At 37.8% G+C, this 21,492-nt stretch carries 16 protein-coding genes and 1 pseudogene; 5 read left to right on the forward strand and 12 right to left on the reverse strand.

Translation table 11 applies throughout. The annotated features are described in order from the left end of the window. The first annotated feature begins 35 nt into the window (after positions 1-35). On the forward strand, positions 36-2,471 hold the full coding sequence (locus HGJ91_RS07265; protein ID WP_291347216.1) for a DNA internalization-related competence protein ComEC/Rec2: 2,436 nt from the start codon (positions 36-38) through the stop codon (positions 2,469-2,471). Positions 2,472-2,479: 8 nt separating this feature from the next. On the opposite strand, the gene HGJ91_RS07270 is transcribed toward HGJ91_RS07265, so the two are convergent. Both HGJ91_RS07270 and HGJ91_RS07275 read right to left on the reverse strand, forming a co-directional pair. Further along, positions 2,480-6,697 carry an acyl-CoA dehydratase activase gene (locus tag HGJ91_RS07270; protein WP_291347049.1) on the reverse strand — a complete coding sequence of 1,406 codons (4,218 nt, stop codon included), beginning with the start codon at positions 6,695-6,697 and terminating at the stop codon, positions 2,480-2,482. Positions 6,698-6,699: 2 nt separating this feature from the next. Continuing rightward, complete coding sequence (locus HGJ91_RS07275; protein ID WP_291347050.1) at positions 6,700-7,173, reverse strand: hypothetical protein; 474 nt, start codon at positions 7,171-7,173, stop codon at positions 6,700-6,702. Between the two features lie 179 nt (positions 7,174-7,352). Here HGJ91_RS07275 and HGJ91_RS07280 point away from each other — a divergent pair, with 179 nt between their 5' ends. From HGJ91_RS07280 to HGJ91_RS07295, 4 genes are read left to right on the forward strand one after another with little or no spacing between them, the layout of a single operon-like run. Next, positions 7,353-8,138, forward strand: coding sequence for an ABC transporter permease (locus tag HGJ91_RS07280; protein ID WP_291347051.1), 786 nt, complete (start codon positions 7,353-7,355; stop codon positions 8,136-8,138). A gap of 3 nt (positions 8,139-8,141) precedes the next feature. Continuing rightward, a complete protein-coding gene (locus HGJ91_RS07285) occupies positions 8,142-8,882 on the forward strand; it encodes an ABC transporter ATP-binding protein (protein WP_291347052.1) in 741 nt (246 codons plus the stop codon). A gap of 38 nt (positions 8,883-8,920) precedes the next feature. Next, positions 8,921-9,373, forward strand: coding sequence for an outer membrane lipid asymmetry maintenance protein MlaD (mlaD, locus tag HGJ91_RS07290; RefSeq protein ID WP_291347053.1), 453 nt, complete (start codon positions 8,921-8,923; stop codon positions 9,371-9,373). A 46-nt stretch (positions 9,374-9,419) separates the two neighbouring features. Further along, positions 9,420-10,181 carry a VacJ family lipoprotein gene (locus tag HGJ91_RS07295; protein WP_291347054.1) on the forward strand — a complete coding sequence of 254 codons (762 nt, stop codon included), beginning with the start codon at positions 9,420-9,422 and terminating at the stop codon, positions 10,179-10,181. A gap of 21 nt (positions 10,182-10,202) precedes the next feature. On the opposite strand, the gene HGJ91_RS07300 is transcribed toward HGJ91_RS07295, so the two are convergent. The 10 genes and pseudogenes from HGJ91_RS07300 to HGJ91_RS07350 form a co-directional block, all read right to left on the reverse strand. Continuing rightward, positions 10,203-11,012: a nitrilase-related carbon-nitrogen hydrolase gene (locus HGJ91_RS07300; protein WP_291347055.1), complete on the reverse strand. Its 810-nt coding sequence runs from the start codon at positions 11,010-11,012 to the stop codon at positions 10,203-10,205. Then, complete coding sequence (locus HGJ91_RS07305) at positions 11,009-11,464, reverse strand: AsnC family transcriptional regulator (protein ID WP_291347056.1); 456 nt, start codon at positions 11,462-11,464, stop codon at positions 11,009-11,011. Before HGJ91_RS07305 ends, HGJ91_RS07300 begins: the two co-directional genes overlap by 4 nt. 99 nt (positions 11,465-11,563) lie before the next feature. Then, entirely contained in the window at positions 11,564-11,881 is a 318-nt protein-coding gene (locus HGJ91_RS07310) for a TusE/DsrC/DsvC family sulfur relay protein (protein WP_291347057.1), read from the reverse strand. A 125-nt stretch (positions 11,882-12,006) separates the two neighbouring features. Next, positions 12,007-12,852, reverse strand: a complete 846-nt coding sequence (locus HGJ91_RS07315; RefSeq protein WP_291347058.1) for an FAD/NAD(P)-binding protein — start codon at positions 12,850-12,852, stop codon at positions 12,007-12,009. 17 nt (positions 12,853-12,869) lie between these two features. After that, positions 12,870-13,922: a 4Fe-4S dicluster domain-containing protein gene (locus HGJ91_RS07320; RefSeq protein ID WP_291347059.1), complete on the reverse strand. Its 1,053-nt coding sequence runs from the start codon at positions 13,920-13,922 to the stop codon at positions 12,870-12,872. 16 nt (positions 13,923-13,938) lie between these two features. Next, complete coding sequence (locus tag HGJ91_RS07325) at positions 13,939-14,886, reverse strand: 4Fe-4S dicluster domain-containing protein (RefSeq protein ID WP_291347060.1); 948 nt, start codon at positions 14,884-14,886, stop codon at positions 13,939-13,941. 11 nt (positions 14,887-14,897) lie between these two features. Continuing rightward, positions 14,898-15,323 carry a hydrogenase iron-sulfur subunit gene (locus tag HGJ91_RS07330; protein WP_291347061.1) on the reverse strand — a complete coding sequence of 142 codons (426 nt, stop codon included), beginning with the start codon at positions 15,321-15,323 and terminating at the stop codon, positions 14,898-14,900. Positions 15,324-15,420: 97 nt separating this feature from the next. Continuing rightward, positions 15,421-18,456 (reverse strand): annotated as a pseudogene (locus tag HGJ91_RS07335) (FAD-dependent oxidoreductase); the annotation flags it as partial. Between the two features lie 49 nt (positions 18,457-18,505). Next, positions 18,506-19,492, reverse strand: a complete 987-nt coding sequence (locus HGJ91_RS07345; RefSeq protein WP_291347063.1) for a CoB--CoM heterodisulfide reductase iron-sulfur subunit B family protein — start codon at positions 19,490-19,492, stop codon at positions 18,506-18,508. An 83-nt stretch (positions 19,493-19,575) separates the two neighbouring features. After that, positions 19,576-21,336 carry a 4Fe-4S dicluster domain-containing protein gene (locus tag HGJ91_RS07350; RefSeq protein WP_291347064.1) on the reverse strand — a complete coding sequence of 587 codons (1,761 nt, stop codon included), beginning with the start codon at positions 21,334-21,336 and terminating at the stop codon, positions 19,576-19,578. Positions 21,337-21,492 lie beyond the last annotated feature (156 nt).

Here is a 21,492-nt window from a genome sequence, read left to right on the forward strand (position 1 = left end):
TAAACCTCAAAGATTTAAGGTGAGATGGTGTGAAAATGTTTTTTAGACCTTTAAAGCCCGCATCTTTTTTCATCTTCCTTTCACTGATTGCCGGAATTTTAGCGGGAAATCTTTCCCCTGATAATAAAACGCTTTCTTTTTTTGTTTTTGCCGCCTTGTTGGTCTTGTCCTTTCCGGTTTTTTATTTTAATAAAAAAATGATTTTTATTTTTATTCTTGGCTTGGTTTTCAGCGTTGGATATCTTTTTATTCAAATCAAGTTGTTTCCTGATGTGCCGTCTCATCATATTTCCAATTATCTGGATTCAAAAAAAACTGTTATTACCGGCAGAGTCGTTTCGTTCGCAAAGCACTATGAAAAAAAACAAAAAATCATTCTTCTTTGCCAAACAATAGAGACAAAAGATCGTATAAAAGAAAAGGTTACGGGCAAGATTAATTTAAATATATACGGATTGTCCAAAAAAAGCCCGGAGTTTGGCGATATTATCATGTTTAAATCATCGATTCGATCCGTTCGAAACTTTATGAATCCCGGAGCATTTGATTATAAAAGATTTTTAAAACTCCAGGAAATATATGGTACAGCCTACACTGACATAAAAAAAATTAAAATCCTGACACGTACGGATCAAATAGACTTTTTCTCACAATTGGTTCGAAAAACAGAGAAAGTCAGGACAAATTATTATCATTTTATATCAAATCATACTAAAAGCTCAAAAACCGGCAAAATAATGGCTTCACTGATTACCGGAAAGAAAGAAGTCATTCCTCCTGACATGCGGGATTTGTTTTCCAAAGCCGGAATCAGTCACCTTCTGGCAATTTCAGGTCTTCACCTTTCTATCGTCAGTCTTCTTTTCTTTTATTTTTTCTATCGGGTTTTATCATTCATGCCACTGTTATTAATTGCAGCAAGATCTAAGAAAATTGCCGGCATATTAACCATTGTTCCTTTGACAATCTACGCCATTTTTTCTGGATTTTCTCCTTCTACCCAACGCGCACTCATAATGATAATTGTCCTGTTGGTTTCATTTGTTTCCGAAAAAGAAAAAGATATTCTTTCAAGTCTTTCTGTTGCAGGAATTCTCATATTAATACTGGATTCCGCGGCACTGTTTTCCATATCGTTTCAATTATCATTTATTGCTGTTGTTTTTATCATCTGTGGCCTTTCTTTGTTAACAAAAGTTCCATTTGTTTTTAAAAAAAATCTATTTTCAAAAATAGTGATGATGATGTTTGTAACCTTTTTCGCAAGCCTGGGGACACTGCCACTAACCGCCCATTATTTTAATGTTGTATCTACAATTGCACTTATTTCAAATTTGATTGCTATACCTGTTTTGGGATTTATCGTGCTGCCATCAGGGCTTGTCTCTTTGGTTTGCTTCCCATATTTCCCCTGGTTTGCAACTTTTATCATCAATTTTTGCAGCCAGCTTATTTCGTTTTTAATCACATTTTCTGAGTTTCTTGTTTCCATTCCCAATTCATGGTCAAGGATCGCCACATTGCAATGGATCGAAATAGCTGCGATTTATTCATTTTTCGCTTCAATTTTTTTTGTATTGAAAGGACAAAGGAAAATACCCGCATATTTACTCGCCTTAAGTTTTTTAGTGCTTGCCTTTAATTTTTCAAATGACAGGTTGCAAAAAACATCGAAGCCAAATTTAACCATCACTATAATCGATGTGGGGCAGGGCAACAGTGCTCTTATTCAAACACCTGAAGGCAAAAATATTTTAGTGGACGGCGGAGGGTTTTCAGAGATATCCTCATTTGATACAGGAAGATTTATTGTTGCTCCTTTTTTATGGAAAAAAAGGATACGTTCTCTGGATTATGTTATTTTAAGCCATCCTGAATCTGATCATTTAAATGGTCTTCTTTTTATCTTACAAAATTTTGATGTTAACGCTTTGATTAAAAATTCAGATAAGAGAAATTCAAAAAATTATATGGAATTGATCACAACCTGCAAAAAGCGTAATATAAGGATATTGAATCCTTTAAATGAGGGGAAACAAATGGATTTTGGCACAACAAGACTTTTGTTCTACGAGTCATCTAAAGACATCCCCTTATATGATTTTAATAATAATTCTCTTGTTTTCAAAGTGATATACAAAGATTTTTCAATGCTCTTTCCAGGAGATATTTTAAATGAGCGGGAAAAAAATTTAAGCGCCAGAAATGATTCTGATCTCCAGTCGAGTATGTTGTTGTCACCTCATCATGGGAGTTCCACTTCAAGCACTAAGTTTTTCCTTGAGAAAGTCCAACCCGAAAGTGTCATCATATCCTGCGGTTGGCGTAATAGTTATGGTTTCCCTCATTATAAGGTTTTAAAAAGATACAATAAAATGGGAATACGTATCTTGCGGACCGATGAAGATGGGGCGATTTGCATATCCAGTGATGGTAAAAACCATAGCATCTTAACCTATAAAGATGGATAAGCTGACTGTCAGACAGAAATTTTCAGACTGCTGTGGTAAGAATGCCTTTTCCCTGAATCCTTGAGAAATGGGACAATCACTTTGTTTTTATTGCCACCTGAAATATCATATGTGATACTCACTATGGGCACATTGATTTTTGCTTCAATTTTTTGTGACATGGCTTCTGTAACAAGCCCGGCACAACAGAATGCCGGGTTGGTCTGAACCAGCAGTTTTAAATCAGGATAGTCATTGATAATATGGTGAATTTTTAATATATTATCCATGGATTCACCCGTATGTTCCTGAAGGATGCCATATTCGGAAAGGATATTCTCATAAGAGTCCTTTACTTCAAATGCAGATTTACTTAAAATGGGTTCGAAATATTTATAATATTTTTTTTCCATGGCCTGCATGGCGACAAGAAGCGCCCCATTTGAAAACAAACTTAAATATTTTCCTTCTTTGAACCATTTTTTGAAATAAGAATTAGCGATAATTTTGGCATATTTGTAGTAAGATGTTGTAATGACCTCACCACCATTGTCTTCAATAAAATGAACCAGATCCTGATTCATAATGTTATTATCTCTAACATAGAGATCCCCGAAAATTCCAACCTTAGGCCTTGATTCGGTTCTTGTTTCAATGTCTGAAAACATCTGGATAGCATTTTTTAATGCTTCTTCTTTGGGCTCTGACTTTTCAAAAGCATTGCACAGAATTTTCAAGGCTTTTGGAAGTACCCGATCTGTTTCGCCCTTATGTATTTCATAGGGTCTGATTTTGCATCCAATATTTCTTAGCAATCCTCCAAACATATAGGCAAAATATGCATTGGTTGCAGCCTTATAGGAAAGGTCAAATAACGATAGCTGGCCTTTGTAAATTCCAGATTTTTCAAACCCGTTACCATTTTTCTCAAGAATCTTTTTTATATGATAGGGATACATCTTAATATTGCAGGCAATATCCGATGGATTTAACCATAACACACAATTTGACGGATCAAGATTGTTTTTTTCTATAGTATGAATAAATCCTGCTGCCACTGCATTTAAAGGAATACATTGTCCCGTATTGGTCAGAATGCTTTTTTTCAGGGTTTCATGGGTTTCTTCCATTAAAAAAGCATTGAATCCTTCATTCCTTAAAACAGAAACAATCAGGCTGCCTGAGTATGAATCCCAGTTTGGATAAATAATGGTTTTGTTTTCTATTTTTGATAAAAAATTTGGATGAAGAAGAGAAATATCGTTCTTTTTTTCTTTTAAAGTTGAATTGTTATGATTTGTAAATGCATGCACGGCTGCTTCAACCCTTGTCTCATAACCGACACTGGAGTCATGCTCATCAAGTTCCAGTACAAGATAGGGCTTATTATAACTTTCCATTATCTGTTTAAAATAGTCGATACCAAAAGAGTCTGGCCCACATTTAAACGAGCTGATATATACAGAATAAAGATGATCACTCTTTGCAACAATATATGCAGCTTTAAGAACTTGTGCAGCATATTTCCAGTGGATCTCCTTTAATAAAGGATCAATTTGGGAAAAATCCAGGTTTTCAAAATCAAGCATATCCTGGAAAAAAGTTTTTACACCAAGGTTTTCAAAAAGTTGGGGAATATTGTTGTTCATTGTTTTGGTCAAAACAGTGTAGGGCCTTCCCAAAAGAACAACATTGATATTTGAATCTTTGGATTTATATTGCTGATATAAAGCTTTTCTGTTTAACTGACAATTTTCTTTAAATTCCAATGCACTATCATATGCGGCTGATATATCAAAAAATGAAAATAAAAAGTCCGAGGATATTTTTTTCAAAGATTTATATAATTCCAATTTGGTATGAAAATTTGTATAAAGATATTTGATAATCGGTGAGAGTATCCTTTTTTTGTCAAAATCCGAAAGGCAGGATATAATCGATGGAGCAAACTGAGTATAGTAGCAATACTGCCTGCGTCTATTTTTTCCCTCTGGTTTTTCTTCAAAATAGAATGGCAGAAAGATATAGTCTGCTTTACCCATTAAATACTGAACGTGACCATGCAAGGCCACCACAGGAGCACAGAATTCTGCAGTTGCAATACCTTTCCCTGATTTTACAGGATCTTTAAGTTTTGAACTTGTTGTTGTTTTAATTCCCAGCCTGGAAAAAAAGTGGACCCAGAAATCAGTGTCTTCAAAGAGGTGAAGTGCTTGAGGAATACCAATGACAAAGTCATGTTTAATTGTTGGTTTTTCTATTTTGGGAATTGCTTGGTTTCTTATTTTCAACAGGTTATAGGCGTTTTCTTTTGGGACCATTCTATTTGTCTGATAATCTCTACCACACAAAAAACCATATGCAATAGTTTCATCACCAATGTCTGCAATGGTTAATTTACAGTGATTGGTGCAGAGTTCACAGGTTTCCTGGCGTACCGGAATCTGCTGTTTCCATAAGTCAAATCCTCTAAAATCGGATGTCTTGATTTGTTTTTCTCTTAATAATAAGGCCACGCCAAGCGCACCTGTCAGATGGCAATATTTTGATACATGAACCGGTTTTTTCAATTTTTGTTCAAATGCCGCAACAAGTGCTTTGTTCTTGGCCGTTGCACCTTGAAAAAGAATACAATTCCCTATTTTGCCGATAGTGGCCACTTTTGTCAGATAGTTGTCTCTTACAGAATGTAGAACCGAGGCGAGAATCTCGTCTTTTTTATATCCTTGCGCAAAATAATAATTAATATCCCGTTCCATGAAAACAGTACATCTGTCACTGGCTACAGGAGAGCAGACTCCTTCTGCTCGATCAGAATATTCAGAGAGAGGGCAATCTAGTTTTAAGGCCTGCTCTTCTATGAAACTTCCGGTTCCTGCCGCACATACGGTATTCATGACAGAAGAGGTGACAATGCCGTTTTTAAGCAAGGTGAACTTGGCATCCTGGCCTCCGATTTCGATAATTGTATCCACGTTCCTGTTTAAACTAACCGCTGCTGTTGCATGGGCAGTAATTTCATCGGGTTCAATATCCGCGCCAATGATTTTGCCGCTGATTCTTCGCCCAGACCCTGTGGTCCCACAGCCTTTAATTTTGATTTGAACTCCATAAGTTTTGGAAAACTGATCCCAGGCTTTGAAAATTTTTTGAACAGCTACCACAGGCTGTGATGCAGTTTTTGTATAAAATCCGGCAATGGGTATCCCTTCCTGATTGATGAGGATGCTTTTGGTACTTGTTGAACCTACATCCAGTCCTAAATATCCTTCTTTGGTATCGATTAAGTCTGGATTTTGATAAATATCGGCTTCAACATCCTCGCTAATATAAGAGGAAAAGCATTTAAAATCAGGGTATTGTGAAAATTTAAGTTTAAGTTCCGGATAGGAAAGAACCTTTTCTTTTTTTGATGATATAAAAAAATCTTCTATAGATATGAAGTCACTTTTCTCAATTTTTTTTTTGTTAGCCAGATCGTCCAGTAAACAGAGTGCTGCACCTGCCGCACCATAAAATATTGATTTTAAATCAATGACAAATTGATACCCTGTGATCTTTTCAAGATGGTTTTTAACAGACCTGTTTTGAGAAACGCCACCACAAAAAAGAATTTTTTTACCGACCTGTTTATATTGAAAAAGAGTGTTGGAAATATTTTTTGCAAGACCATAACAGAGGCCGTCACAGATTTGTTCAATGCTGTAACCTTCCTGCTGGGCATGGATAAGATCTGTTTTGGCAAAAACCGCACAACGGGTGGCGATATCAGGTATTTTTTTTGAATTTGCAAAAGCTTTTTTGCTCAGTTCGTGAGATCCACCCAGCAGATTTAATCTTCGGGCCTGCTGATCAAGAAAACTTCCTGTGCCGGCAGCACAAGATGTGTTATGTTTGGCTCCAATATAATTTTGATTCCCGTCAAACCGACTTAATGAAAATTTTTCCCCGCCGATGTGTAAAATCGCATCAAATGTTTTATGATAATATTTGGCAGCGCGGATGAGTGTTAATTGTTCGTCATAAAACTGGTTTGCCTTAATGAAAGAAGGGGTAGCGTCAGTAACTGCAACATGCCCTATGGTTTTTAAATTAATATTTTTGATTAATTTTGAAAGACATTGTTTTACTTCTCCATGATGATAACAGGTGCCTGTATGAACAATATTGCCCTCATCATTTAGCGCCACGATATGAATAGAGACAGAGCCAACATCAATACCGAGAATATGTGACGAAGATTTCATTATTATAATTTTTCCTCTACCTGGTCCCAGAATCCCAAAACCCCTTTAAACCAACCATCAATAAACATTTGTTCATGATCAACTGAATCTGAGCTTGAATATTTTACAAAATTTGTTGAGTGGTAGATCTGTTCAAAGTATTGATTCATTTTAGGATCAGAAATTAATCGATACGTACCATCAAATTGCAATACGTATAAAAGATCTTCATAATGGGCTATTTTTGCCCATCGAAGACCTTCTGCTTTGCCCAGCTTGTAATATTTTTTTTCCCAGATCAGTTTTTCATGTTTGAGCCGTTTGATAATTTCAGGCATATCGAAATCTTCTGAAAATCGTTTTTGAAACTCTTCTTTTTTATGGATAGCATCTGCTACGGCTTCTTGGAACATTTTTGAAAGGTTGAAAGAAGTCCGCCACTCTTTTAATTTTTCATGAAGCAAATCGGGAATGCTTAATGTAATTTTTTGAGCCATATGCTACTCCTGTTATGATTTATATAAATGGGTGTGCAATAATTCCTTTATACGTACTATTTTTTTTAATACGTGTCAATCTGAAACCAACACGATATTATATATTATTACAAAATAAACAGTAATTGAGGCAGCTGGAATCTTGAATTTTCTAAACATAGGAGATATATATAAAAACCATGTTAGTAAAACTCATTGAAAAAGTTGGCAGCAAAATTATAAAGCTGCTGGAATCCATCGGCAGGATAGTTATTTTTTTCTGGACCGGAGTGATGAATATTTTCATCGCTCCGGTCCAGTTTGCCAAAATTATTGACCATACATGGTTTATTGGGTCGAAATCTATTTTTGTTATTATTCTAACAGGACTTTTTACCGGGATGGTCTTAGGCCTTCAAGGATACTATTCGCTGCTTCAATTCGGTTCAGAAGCTGCTTTGGGCTCTGCCGTTTCTTTGACGTTGATTCGTGAACTCGGGCCGGTTTTCACAGCGATTATGGTCACGGCAAGGGCAGGGTCCGCCATGGCAGCAGAAATTGGTGTTATGAGAATTTCAGAGCAGATTGATGCTCTTAAAACCATGCATATAAATCCTGTCAGATTTCTGTTTACACCAAGAATTATTGCCTCTATCATCAGTTTTCCATTGCTGACCGCACTTTTTAATGTTGTCGGCATTATAGGGGGGTTTATTTCCGGCTCCATCATGCTTGGACTTAATCGATATGTTTACATGGACACGGTTATTAAAAGTATTCAAATGCAGGATATTAGCGGAGGGTTTTACAAATCCTTTGTTTTTGCTGTTGTTGTCACCACGACATGCTGTTACAGGGGATTTTATACTCATTTATACAGTGGCTTTGGGGCCCGAGGTGTTAGTTTGTCGACGACAAATGCAGTTGTTCAATCCTGTATTTTTATTTTTATCTTTGATTATATTATTACGTTTTTTTTGGTCTAAAATATGACTGTCCCTCTCATACAATTTATAGATATCATGAAAAGTTTTGGAACCGATCATGTTTTAAAAGGTGTTAACTTATCGATCTACAAAGGTGAAATCATTGCCATCATCGGGAAAAGCGGCACGGGTAAATCCGTACTGCTAAAACATATTATAGGTCTTGTCCAGCAGGATTCAGGGCAGATACTTATTAATGGAGTTCCGCTCCATCAACTATCGGTAGAAGAGAAAATATCTTTTCAAAAAGAATTGAGCTATATGTTTCAGGATAACGCATTGTTTGATTTCATGACCATATATGATAACATTGCTTTGCCGTTGGTTGAAAATTCAAATTTTCCCAAAAACCAGGTAAAAGAAAAAGTTTTTACGCGTATGAAACAATTGGGTTTAACCGGTACAGAAAAAAAGTTTCCCGCACAGCTTTCCGGTGGCATGCGAAAAAGGGTTGCACTTGCCAGGGCTCTTGTGACTGATCCAAAAATTGTTCTTTTTGATGAACCTACAACCGGGCTTGATCCGGTAAGAAAAAAAGATGTGCATTCAATGATTCAGGAATACCAGGAAAAATTTGAATTTACTGCCGTAATTGTAACTCACGATATCCCTCAAATTTTTGATCTTGTCCAACGAATTGCCATGCTGGACGATGGCATTATAAAGTTTGAAGGCTCAAAAGAAGATATCTTTGATTCACACAGCAAAATTTTAGATACCTTTGTAGGAGGGGAAGACGTCTAAAATAATTTAGATTGAAGATATAGTTAAAAAGGAAACACATGAATAAACGGAAAATGGAGTTTTATGTAGGACTTTTTGTCATCATTGGATTGTTATGCGCGGGATACCTGTTTGTTGTTCTTGGTGAAATAAATTTTATTAAGGACAAACGATATCCGGTCCATGCATTTTTCACGTCTGTTTCCGGACTTAAAACAGGAGCAAGTGTTGAAATGGCTGGAGTAGAAATCGGCACTGTTTCAAACGTCAGTATTGATAAAGAACGTCTGCTTGCAAAAGTAGAATTCAGTATTGATAAAAATATTAAACTTTCCGATGATATCATTGCATCCGTTAAGACTTCTGGTATAATCGGACAAAAATACATTGATATTTTACCCGGAGGTTCCGATATTATGCTTGAACCTGGAGAAGAAATAGAGCTTACAGAGTCATCGCTTGATCTTGAATCTCTTGTCAGAAAATTCATCTTTAATAAAGATGAAAAATAGTCATTCTATTAAAGTTACGTAGAGGGTTAAAAGGAAACAGTCAACAATGGGAAAAAAATATTGTTTTTCGGTTTTGGCAGTTATTTTGTCTGTTTTTATCTTGAATCCAAGTGTTTCTGCTCAGGACGGCCAAATTATAGTTCCTGTTCTAGAGGAACTGGACGAAGAGTTTCTTGAGAGTTATGATGATATCATTGAACCTCAATCCATTGCTGATCCAATCTATTATTTTAATTATGCGATGTATTCTTTTAATGATTTTCTTTATTTTGCAACGATCAAACCCATTGCCACAGGTTATAAAGCCATTACACCTGTCCCGGTGCGCAAAGGGGTGAATAATTTTTTCCATAATCTTCTTTTTCCTGTCCGGTTTGTAAACAATTTTTTACAAGGAAAAATAATGGATGCCGGGACTGAAATTGAAATTTTTTTGATCAATTCAACTATTGGTATTCTAGGATTTGGCCAGATGGCTCAAAATGAATTTGGCCTTCGCACATCCAATGAAGATCTGGGACAGACTCTTGGTTCCTATTCCATTGGTAATGGATTTTATCTGGTACTTCCCATATTAGGCCCATCAACATTCAGGGATACGGTCGGACTTGTGGGCGATTATTTTTTAACCCCGGTCAATTACGTAGAACCCTGGGAGCTTTCCACTGGAATTAAAGCCTATGATTCAATAAATGCCACATCATTCCGTCTGGGTGATTATGAAGCCTTAAAGGAAGCGGCCTTAGACCCTTATGTCGCTATAAGAGATGCTTATATACAAACGCGCAAAGAGAAAATAAAAGAATAACCTAAAGGTCACACGCAAAATTTAGATTTTGAACAGATCACTACGCCTGTTGGGCAGAAAATATCGCATTTTATGTGATCTGACCTGATCTAAAACAGCTTTTTCCATATTGATAATATGGATTCCCTGGGTTTCATCGAGTGATTTGTAGATGACATTTCCATCCGGCCCGATTAACATGCTTATTCCCGGGAACGAAAGTCCTTTGGAGTTATCACCGGTTTGATTGCAGGCGGCAATATAAAGTCCATTGTCAAATGCCCTGGCTCTTAAATGCCGAATCCAGGAATCGTATTTTTCCTGTGCACTGCCCCTGGGGGATGCGTGGGGAATAAAAATTATATCTGCTTTTTTTAAAGCCATGGCCAGTGACAGCTCTGGAAAATGTGCATCATAGCAAAGCTGGATGCCAAACTTAAATCCATGTGATTTAAAAATCGGAATTTTATCTCCTGCAGTAAAATATTTTTTTTCAAAAGGTGCTGTATGGATTTTTCTATAGATTTCAAATGATCCGTCAGTGTTAAACACCAGGTGCGATGCATATATTTCTTTTTGGGGATTTTCCTCTGCCAGGCCAATAAGTATAGTTATTTTCAAATCTTTGGCCTTAGTTGAAAACAGGTCTACCAGGTCATCATTTATGGGTTTACAAATACTTGTTATATCAGGGCTTGAAACATAACCTGTTAGGTTCATTTCAGGAAAAATAATAATTTTCGCACTCTTTTCGCTTGCTGAGGAGATAAATTGAAGAGTGGATTCAAGGTTTTTTTTAAAGTTTCCGGCAATGCAATTTTGAACGATAAGAGCGGCTTTAATCGTTTTCATAATTTAAAATTAGCACTTATTTTAAAAACTCTTGTTGCGGGCAGATTTAATATGGTCTCAACGCCGGTTGTTTTAATAATTTGTTCAAGATTGGTTTTTATAATTTCAACGGAAGGAGCAATAAATGTAAACCAAATATTGAATTCGTGATCCCGTTTGTAATTGTGCGTTACCCCTGAATAAGCATTCACTGTTTTTGTAAACAGCTTCATTTTATCTTCAGACACTTTGGCTGCACAAAGGGTTGAATGGTATCCAAGCCGGTCAGGACTGAAATTCCCGCCAATACGCCTGATCAGCATATTTTCCTTCATCTGATGAATTCTTTTGATCAACTCATCTTCAGAAAGACCAAGTTTTTGGGCAAGAATTTTATAGGGCCTGGAATCAATAGGAAAATCAACCTGGATGTTATTAAGAATCTTTCGGTTTTTATCATTAATTACAGACATATCCTAACTTAACTCCTTGAACAAAACAATAAAGGCCCTGCAAAATTTAAAATGCAGAGCCTTTAAATACTTAATTAAAAGTATCGAATTCAGGTGTAACTATACACATCCGGTTGGTTTTGGAAGACCGGCCATTTTACATGCGCCTTTTCCAGGTCCTGACGGGAATAGTTCGTAGATGTGTTTCAGTTTAAACTTGGTCAGTTTGGAAAGAACACGAACCATTGGAGCGATACCATTTTTTTCGTAATAATCCTGGAGAACTTTTACAAGTGTCCAGTGTTCGTCGGTAAGTTCTTCGATGCCTTCCTGACCTTTTACATAGTCAACCCAAACTTCGGAATAAGTATTGTAATCAAGAAGAAAACCATCTTCATCTATTTCAAAAGATTCTCCGTTAAACTCGACTGTTGCCATTTAAAATTTCCTCCAATAAAAAGTTTTTTTTACTATCATTTTAAGACATACTGTCTTTACTTCAATATTTAAAAACTAAACATATCTTAAGCAATGGTTACTTGTCAATATAAAATAAGCCTGATTTAATATTCTTTCGGAGTCTGGTTAATTTGTTCAAGAGTAAAGACTGGACCGTCTTTACAAACCAGTTCCTTCCCGATATTGCATCTGCCGCACATGCCGATTCCGCATTTCATTCTATTTTCAAGAGACATAATAATTTGATGTTCCTTATACCCAAGCTGGGTCAGGGACGGCTGGGTGAATTTAATCATGATCGGGGGCCCGCAAATAATTGCATATGTATCCTCATCAGCCTTTGGTGCATTCTGTTCGACAATAGTGGGAACAAAGCCTGTATGGTATTTCCAGTTTGGGTCATCGGTTCCATCAACTGTGATATGCATGTTGATATCATCTCGTTTTTCCCATTCAAAGAGCTCTTCTCTGTAGAGCAACATACCCGGAGACCTTGCACCATAGACCACATCGATATTTTTGAATTTGTTCCTGTTGGCCGGATCAAGCATATAGATAATGGAGGATCTTAAAGTTGTAAATGCAAATCCACCGCCAATAATAACAACATTTTTATTTTCCAGTTTATCCCAGGGATACCAGTTTCCCAGAGGCCCCCTGATTCCCATAATATCTCCCACCTTCATGTTATGAAGATAGGCTGTAACAACACCGGTTCTGAAAACAGTAAATTTTACAAATCCTTTTTCTACAGGAGAGGATGCAATTCCTATGGGAATTTCTCCAACGCCTGGAATAGATAACTCTGCAAATTGTCCGGCCTGGTAAGCAAATTTTTCTTCATCCCCTTTATTAAGAAAAATAAATTTAAATGTTTTAAGGGATTTATCTTCAGTTGCAATTTCAATATCATCAATGCGAACTGGATACGGCATATAGGGATTTTCCATGTTTCCTCCTTTGTTCGCTAATTTTGTTTCTCATATGAGTTCATCATCTTGCACACTTCGCGTATGTCGATATTAACCGGACAGCTTTTAACACACCTGCCGCATCCGACACACATAATACCCTGGTCGTATTTATCAAGAAAATATTTCAATTTATGCATAAACCTTTGCCTGACCCGCTGGGTCTTTGTGCTCCTTGGATTATGCCCTGTCGCATGCCGGGTAAACAACGATGACATACAAGTGTCCCAGTTACGAATCCTGATGGATGATTTGTGCTTGGTTTCATCCTGGATATCAAAACACCAGCAAGTCGGGCAGACATAGGTACAGGTACCGCAATTAATACAGGAAAATGCAAAATCATCCCAGAAAGGAGCTTCATGAAGCTCAAGGAGGATTTTTTCTTTTAATTTATCGGTATCAATATGTGAAGCAATATTTTTTTCAGCCTCTTTTTTCAACACATCAAACAGTACACCGCTTTCCGTTTCATCGGCTGAGGTTTTAAACCCGCAAGTATCCATAAAAGCCTCGCCTTTATCCGTCAGGATTTTTGCCAGGTATTTATCATCAAAATCAGCTAGAAGTACATCAAGGCCAGCTTCTTCAAAAGGTCCGCTTCCAGTGGATGTCGAAAAATCAAAGGGCCCTGGTTTATTGATGCCTAATCCTACAAAGGTAGTGGCTTCGTATGCGTCACACCAATAGGGGTCACGATAGTCCTCAGTGTCAAAATTAAGTTTGACCAGCTCCATTGCCTTTGCATCATAGGGCCTGATTCCTAAGACCGCTCTGGGCGACGTATCGGTTTCTGATTTTTTCATGATGTGATGGTCTTCCTGCGATTCATCCAGACTGGTTACGAGCATTTTTTCAGTCTGGGGGAAAATAACCGATTTTGCGGACATCACGCAATCATTATAATCCATTTCAGGCAGGATATCATTTTCAAGTTTTTTGATAAGAAAACTATTTTTATCTTTAACCGGACCAAAAAGCGTATAGGTTTTTCTGGAGGCTTCAATGCCTTTGGCCCAGTCTTTTTTATCAATTGATATAAATTTCATTGTATGCCCTTTTTATTTACTTGATAAAATCATTGGGATCGTCCGGTGTAAATGTATCCAAAGGAGGTCTTTGTTCCAGAGTAAGTCCTGCTTCCCATCCATAAATCTCTAATGAATCTTTGTTCAATTTTCTTGTAAAGTCCCTGACATTAATATCCATGGGGCAGGCTTCCACACATGCCCCGCAATCTGTGCATCGACCGGCACAGTGGTACGCTCTCAGATAATGAAAGGTTCTTATATCTGTAGGGTCCTGGCCCTTGCCAACCCATTGAGGACCGGATTCATCAACAAAACATGTCGGGCAGTAGCAGAGCGGACAGGCATTCCTGCAGGCATAACACCTGATACAGTTTTTTAAAAGATTATCAAAGTGATTCCATTTCTCATCCGCAGTCATTTCTTCAATCAACCGAACATCAGAAAACTGATCTTCGATCTGCTGCTCCTCTACAAGGTCTGCAACCAGTTCATCGTAAATGACAGGATTCCTGTGTGTGCAGGTCATGCAGTTTGATTTGAGAACTTCGGTTTTATTGATATTTTTTTCATCAGATAGGGTTTTAATGGTAATAACCTCATCTGTTTCTGAATACCCGGTAATTTCTTCATCAAATAAGGACGACACCTTTATTTTATCAATCATGCCGTTGCAGGGAACACCGATAATATGCAATTGTTCCCGTTTGATTTTGTTTTCAATAATATGGGTGACAATATTTCGACAATCACATCCTTTGGCGATAATGCCTATCTTTTCCTTTCTGCTGGTAAGATAGTTGGCAAGATTAATCCGACAATTGTTGTCCCATATGAATTGTTCTGCCTGTTCAGAGGTTTTTGCAATATGCGGACTTGCGGCCATGGGTATAGTCCCTTGCTTGAAACCAATGATGAAATCGACTTTTTCATCTTTTAACAGATTGGCGGAAAGTTCCCTTATTTTTGTTGTATAGCTGTCCATGTAGCTTGTCCCTAGGCTGATATTTTTTTAACAAGTTTATTGTTGGGCCCGACTGTTTCAACAATCTGGGTCACTTCTTTTACAACATCCACAAATTTGGTTGCTTCAGCAGAAGATATCCAGGAAAAATGAAGCCTTTCTTTTTCTATCCCCATGTGTTCAAGGAGGTTCCCGGCAAGCGCAAATTTTCTTCTGGCATAATAATTACCATCCAGGTAATGACATTCACCAGGATGTCAGCCGGATACCCATACAGCATCAGCCCCTTCTCTGAAAGCGGATAGAATAAATTTAGGGCTCATTCTTCCCGTGCAGGGTATTCGAATAACACGAATATCAGCCGGATACTGCATCCTGCTGACACCGGCAAGATCTGCAGCACCATAACTGCACCAGTTACACAGGAAACTGATTATTTTTAATTTTTTTTCACTCATTATTCATATCTCCTTATACAGCAGCAGTGGCTGCATTTTTTTCATCTTTTTTGCCTGTTTCATTTTTATCGTCTGTTTGTCCTGCATCGCCTGATTCAATTTCATCTAAGGCAAATATCTGGGCAAATATCTGATGGGTATCAAATCCTTTAAGATGTATGGCTCCTGATCTACAGGAAGCAACACACAGGCCGCATCCTTTGCAGAGAACAGGGTTTATTTCAGCCTTACCCTCATACCGTCCTTCAGTTGTAAAAGACGGGGCAGAAAAAGGACAGATGGATACACATACGCCGCATGAACTGCATTTCTCCTGATCCACCCAGGCGATAGTCCCGTCCATGTTCATCTTCTTTTTGGCAAGAAGCGTAACCGCCCTTGTAGCAGCAGCCATGGCCTGGGATATTGACTCGTCAATGGGTTTAGGTGCATGGGCAAGACCGCAGAGGAATACCCCATCTGTTGCGCAGTCAACCGGTTTGAGTTTTGCATGGGCTTCCATGAAAAAGCCGTCAGCGTTTTGTGCGATTTTATACAGAGCGGTAAGTTTATTTTTCTTTTCAGGAATAATGGAAGAGGCCAGGACAATCAGATCACTCTTTATCTCCATTTTTCTTCTAAGAGACGTATCAGAAAAAAGAATCTGCAGTTGACCCTCATTGACAGCCACTTTAAGGTCTTTTTCAAAGTCAAATTTGATAAATTGTATCCCTTTGGTGCGGGCTTGAGTATAAAGATCTTCCCTTAATCCAAAGGGACGCATATCACGATACAATATAAATACATTCATTGCAGGATTCATTGATTTTAATTTCAAAGCATTCCTGATGGATTGAGTGCAGCATACTTTTGAGCAATAAGGCCGCTCCGGTATCCTTGACCCCACACATTGGATAAAGACGGCCGTATTTGTGGATTTCAGTTCTTCATCATTATTTATAATTTTCTGGTCTAATTCAAGCCCTGTCATGACACGGTCATCTTCTCCGTAAAGATGCATTTCAGGTTTTAACTCGGAAGCACCTGTGGAAATAATTGTAATACCATGCTTCAGTGTTTCCGCGGCACCGTTTTTGCTGATATGAGTTTCAAAGTTTCCAACAAATCCATCAACATCGGTTATTTCAGTATTCAAATGGATATCAATTAATTTGTCTTCTTCAACAGATTTTATCATTGCGGAAAGATGCGTTTGAATATCTTCACCCTGCCAGGTTTGATAAAGGTTATTTGCCTGCCCGCCAAGCGTGGCTTCTTTTTCAATTAGATGGGTATGATATCCCTGATCGGCAAGTGTTTTTGCAGCTACAATCCCTGCAACACCCCCACCGATAACTAATCCTGACTGGTCAATTTCAAGGGTGGGTTCTGTTAAGGATTCGTGCAAAGCAACTTTTGCAGTGATCATCCTGACTAGGTCTTTGGCTTTTTGAGTCGCTTTTTCAGGCTCTTTGGCATGTATCCATGAACACTGGTTCCGGATATTGGCCATGTCAAACAGATATTTATTGATACCCGCGTTTGTTAATGTCTCCTGGAACAGGCCCTCATGGGTTTTAGGTGTACAGGCAGCTATGACAACCCGGTTTAATTGTTTTTCCTTGATGATATTTGTAATGGCATCCTGGGTATCCTGGGAGCAGGAAAACATATTCTCCTGGGCGAATTCAACATAGGGTAGTTTTTTAGCCATTTCAACAACCGCAGGCACATCAACTACACCGGCTATATTGGTCCCGCATCTGCAAACAAAAACACCGATTCTCGGTGCTTCTCCTGTTATATTAATTTCTTCGGGGATTTCTTTAGTTTTTGTAAGAGACCATCTAGCGTCCATAAGGTTGATGCCCGCCATCCCGGCAGCAGCACTGGATTCAATAACAGAAGAAGGGATATCTTTTGGGGCTTCAAACGCACCACAGATGAAAACACCGGGTTTTGACGTCTTAACCGGTTCAAAACTATTGGTAGTAACAAAATTGTAATGATCAAGAGAAATATCCATTTTGCCTGCCAGCTCAATTGCTTCTTCTCCAATACACAGTCCAACGGATAATACAACGATATCAAATGCTTCTTTTTGTCTGATTCCGGTTTCATCTATGTAATTAATGAGTTGCAGGCCTGTTTCAGAATCAGGAACAATATGGGTGATTTTGGATTTAACAAATCTTATTCCGGATTCATCCCTGCCCCTGTTATAGAAATGTTCATAGTCCTTACCATGGGTCCTGATGTCCATATAGAAAATAGCGGTATCCAAAGGATCATGACTATGTTCCTTGGCCAGCATCGCTTCTTTTACGGCATAGGTACAGCAGACAGAAGAACAATATCCATTGGAACCCAAATGATTGTCCCGTGAACCGATGCATTGCAGCCAGGCTATTTTTTTAGGCTCTTTCTTATCAGAAGGCCTTACCAGATGTCCCTCATAAGGTCCGGCAGAAGAAAGGATTCGTTCAAACTCAAGACTTGTTACAATATTTTTGGATTTAGTATATCCGTAAACATCATGCTCTCCCGGATCATAGGGTTTGCAGCCCGAAGAAATAATGACAGAACCCACATTCAAGGTTATTTCCTTTTGCTGATCCTCATAATTGATGGCATCGGTAGGGCATACTTCTGCACATTTCCCACATTTTCCCATAGTAAGGAAAATACAGTTCTTTGCATCAATTGAATATTTTAAAGGCACTGCCTGGGCATACTTTACATATATTGCTTTTCGTTTTCCAAGCGCTTCGTCATATTCATCATCCACTTTTTTGGGGCATTTTTCAGCGCACAAACCGCAGGCAATACATTTATCCATGTCAACAAATCTTGGATGTTGAACAATATCTACTTTAAAATCACCTGCTTCACCAGAGATATGCTTAACTTCAGATAAGGTTAGAAGTTCAATATTTATATGCCGGCCGACCTCGACCAGTTTTGGTGAAATAATTCACATGGCACAATCATTGGTAGGAAATGTCTTGTCCAATTGAGCCATAATCCCGCCAATGGAAGAAGACTTTTCCACAAGATAGACATAATATCCGGAATCAGCCGCATCAAGTGCTGCCTGCATGCCGGAAATTCCACCTCCAACGACCATTATTGAACCTATTTTTTTTGATGACATTTTTTCTCCTGTAAACAACCTAATTTCAATATTTTTTTATAACAAATTTTTATTCAACGCTTTGGGTCTCTTTTTTGCCTACTTTTTTCTCAACAGGTTTTTTAGTTAATTTTTTCTTTTTTCTTTTTTTCTTCAACTTTTTTTCTTTAGTGTCAAAAAGTTTGGAATAAACTTGATTCAAATTTTCATTGTCTTGATTCTCTTGGCTGTCAATTCCCAGTTCTTCTTTTCCCAGACCCAGACGAAGTCCTAAAAGCTGTGTATATAAAATTGAAGGCAGGTTGTATTCTTTATTTCTTTTTGAAACAATTTGATTCTGTATTTTATCAAACTGCATGTGACACCATGGACAGGCCACACAAATAAAATCAGCCCCTGCTTTTTTGGCACTGCCTAATTTTTTCTCGGTAAGGTCATAGGACAAACTGTCATTAATCCCAAGAACCGGTGCCCCGCAGCAGTCCAGTTTGGATGCCCACTCAATACTCTTTGCCCCTGTAACTTTGACAAGGTTGTCGAAAAGCGACGGTGAGGCCGGATCATCAAACTTCATGATTTCAGACGGCCGAAGGGCATGACACCCATAATGGGTGGCTATGTTAAGATCTTTATAATGATCAATTGTTTTTTTGTTTAATTCATCAATTGTAATGTCATCGTGCAGTACGGATAAATAATGTGATATCGAGGAGGTCCCTTGATATTTGAGGCCTTCTTTGCCAAGAATTTTATTGATTTTTACTTTTAAGCCATCATCCTCTTTTAAAACCGCATTGGCTTTTTTAAGACTTCCAAAACAACATTTACAAAGGGTCAGGATGTCTTTCCCCGCATTTTCAGCCAAAGCAATGTTTCTGGCTGAGGCCAGCACCCATGCGGTTTGATCTGTATTCTTCATGGGGTAACCGCAACAATTGAACTCTTTTATATCAACTATATCAACCTCTAGTTTTTTCAGCACAGCCCTTGCTGAGGTCTCGTATGGTTGAACTTTTGCCGGTATGTTACATCCGATAAATAATGCAAATTTTTTCATATTTTTTTCCATTGCTGTACTATTAAAATGGTGCAAATGTTTTAATTAAGTTTTATGTATCTATATGAGCATAGAACATGTCATTATTCTTTTTGAGAGTAAAAACAATCTTTGGACACCTTGTTTTTAAGTTCATAAAAAATATCAGTTACCTTAACGTTCTGGGGACAGTGCTCCTGGCACTGATAGCAGGTAATACAATCCCACAACATATTAGATCCAAGAGCAAGATTTTCAAGTCCAAGACCTATTGATCTCATCATTTGATGAGGGAGCAGGTCAAGAACCTGCTCGGGTTTTTCATAGTTCATGACCACCGGGCAGACATTGGTACAGTTTTCACATGAAAAACAATATGAAAATGTGCTGTCCTGAAGAGAGCGCTCCCTTTTGTCTTTAAATTCATTATCAGTATCGGTCAAGGACAAGACATCTTTTGAATGGCTTTTTTTCTTGTACCTGGAAGCGATAATGCTCTTGGCATGTCTGGCCGGCATATCAGAAAGCGTGGCACCAAAATCATCCCGGTTGTATGTACGGTTATAGGAAAAGGGTGATAATATCAGGGGAGTAATTAATGCGCCCGACCTGATGAATTCCTCTCTGACATCGTACCAGAGTTCTTTAAGATTTATTCCGGCCGGACAGACGACCGTACACCTGTCACAATTCGAACAAAGATAAATACCTTCCTGAATTGCCGTAAATTGTGGTGAAGCAAGATCTTTGGTTTTATAATACTGGCGAAGAGAGAGCATTCTTTCGGAAGGCAGGATGTTCGTGTTGTTTTTAATATCAAAGGCCGGACCCTGTGAGCATGTTTTGCTGCAGGTGTTACAATGAACACATGCATCAAGTTCAATCAGCTGACGCGTTGCAATATTCAAAGGATTGGATTTGTCTCTTTGCATAATTGCACCTGTAATTAAACTGATGGGTGTGGTGATAATATGAAGCATTTTAGTAAAAGGCAAAAGAGCCAGGCCGATAAAACAGGCAAGGATATGAAAGTAATATAAAAATGTAACCAACCCCATGCGGTCAAGCAGCCCTCCTATGGGTTTCATTATTTTTGATACAGCATATCCGGCAAATGCAGATTGAGGTCTTGTGTGACAATCAAGACAACTTTCATTATGTATTTCTTCGCCGGCTGTCAGAGTCTCCTGTGAAATCTGATCGGTAACATTTGGAGAGACAAGGCCGTAATATTTTACCCAATACGCTTCCAGGGCCAGTATGTCTTCTTTATATTCAAGGGCAGAAAAATCTTCTTCCATGTTTCGAAAATCGGTAAAAGAGATAATTTTTGCACCTTCTAGAAAAATTCCGGACAGGATAATGACAGCAACAATAAAAATTGCATAAACATCCATTTTATTCGTGCTTAATCTATGAATTTTCATAAAAAAGCGACGGCAAATGGCAATGGCAAGTCCACTCAAAACCATAAAACCGAAAAAATCTCTCAGAAACATGTAGGGATTAACAGTTGAATAATAAGAAGGCAAAATTGCATCAGACACAATAGCTTCCAGAGCATGCATAAAGAACAGCAGTATAAACCCCCAGAATATCAGCATATGCATTATCCAGCGTAAAACATCCTGTTTAAGGATTTTATGTTGGAAAAGCACATCAAGAACAAATATCTTCAATACAATTGCAATTTGGGGGCTAAAAATAATGCCAAGCAGTGCTTTTAAGCTTGAAGCCAATCTTTCGGTAAAAGTAGAATTTTGGGCTTGAATTCCGATTTTATATGAAAACCATTGGACAATTTTAAAAAGCATCCCAATAGCAAGTAATATAAGCGATGAATTAAAAAAAAGATCAAAAGCCATAAACCAGTTCTCCTAAATCCTCAAAACACATATGATTTTAAAATTAATACTTGTTATATTGATTCTAATCATCCATATGGTTTAATTTTATTTTTATAACACTAATCATTTAATACAGCGTGAATATCATACAAAAAAAAATAATAAAAGTATTAT

This window comes from Desulfobacula sp., assembly GCF_014237455.1.
Taxonomy (GTDB): Bacteria; Desulfobacterota; Desulfobacteria; order Desulfobacterales; family Desulfobacteraceae; genus Desulfobacula.

What these genes read in the sequence shown, in the direction of transcription:
- HGJ91_RS07265 (WP_291347216.1), top strand. Translation starts at nt 36, where the DNA reads ATGTTTTTTAGACCTTTAAAGCCCGCATCTTTTTTCATCTTCCTTTCA.
- HGJ91_RS07270 (WP_291347049.1), bottom strand. Translation starts at nt 6,697, where the DNA reads ATGAAATCTTCGTCACATATTCTCGGTATTGATGTTGGCTCTGTCTCT.
- HGJ91_RS07275 (WP_291347050.1), bottom strand. Translation starts at nt 7,173, where the DNA reads ATGGCTCAAAAAATTACATTAAGCATTCCCGATTTGCTTCATGAAAAA.
- HGJ91_RS07280 (WP_291347051.1), top strand. Translation starts at nt 7,353, where the DNA reads ATGTTAGTAAAACTCATTGAAAAAGTTGGCAGCAAAATTATAAAGCTG.
- HGJ91_RS07285 (WP_291347052.1), top strand. Translation starts at nt 8,142, where the DNA reads ATGACTGTCCCTCTCATACAATTTATAGATATCATGAAAAGTTTTGGA.
- mlaD (WP_291347053.1), top strand. Translation starts at nt 8,921, where the DNA reads ATGAATAAACGGAAAATGGAGTTTTATGTAGGACTTTTTGTCATCATT.
- HGJ91_RS07295 (WP_291347054.1), top strand. Translation starts at nt 9,420, where the DNA reads ATGGGAAAAAAATATTGTTTTTCGGTTTTGGCAGTTATTTTGTCTGTT.
- HGJ91_RS07300 (WP_291347055.1), bottom strand. Translation starts at nt 11,012, where the DNA reads ATGAAAACGATTAAAGCCGCTCTTATCGTTCAAAATTGCATTGCCGGA.
- HGJ91_RS07305 (WP_291347056.1), bottom strand. Translation starts at nt 11,464, where the DNA reads ATGTCTGTAATTAATGATAAAAACCGAAAGATTCTTAATAACATCCAG.
- HGJ91_RS07310 (WP_291347057.1), bottom strand. Translation starts at nt 11,881, where the DNA reads ATGGCAACAGTCGAGTTTAACGGAGAATCTTTTGAAATAGATGAAGAT.
- HGJ91_RS07315 (WP_291347058.1), bottom strand. Translation starts at nt 12,852, where the DNA reads ATGGAAAATCCCTATATGCCGTATCCAGTTCGCATTGATGATATTGAA.
- HGJ91_RS07320 (WP_291347059.1), bottom strand. Translation starts at nt 13,922, where the DNA reads ATGAAATTTATATCAATTGATAAAAAAGACTGGGCCAAAGGCATTGAA.
- HGJ91_RS07325 (WP_291347060.1), bottom strand. Translation starts at nt 14,886, where the DNA reads ATGGACAGCTATACAACAAAAATAAGGGAACTTTCCGCCAATCTGTTA.
- HGJ91_RS07345 (WP_291347063.1), bottom strand. Translation starts at nt 19,492, where the DNA reads ATGAAAAAATTTGCATTATTTATCGGATGTAACATACCGGCAAAAGTT.
- HGJ91_RS07350 (WP_291347064.1), bottom strand. Translation starts at nt 21,336, where the DNA reads ATGGCTTTTGATCTTTTTTTTAATTCATCGCTTATATTACTTGCTATT.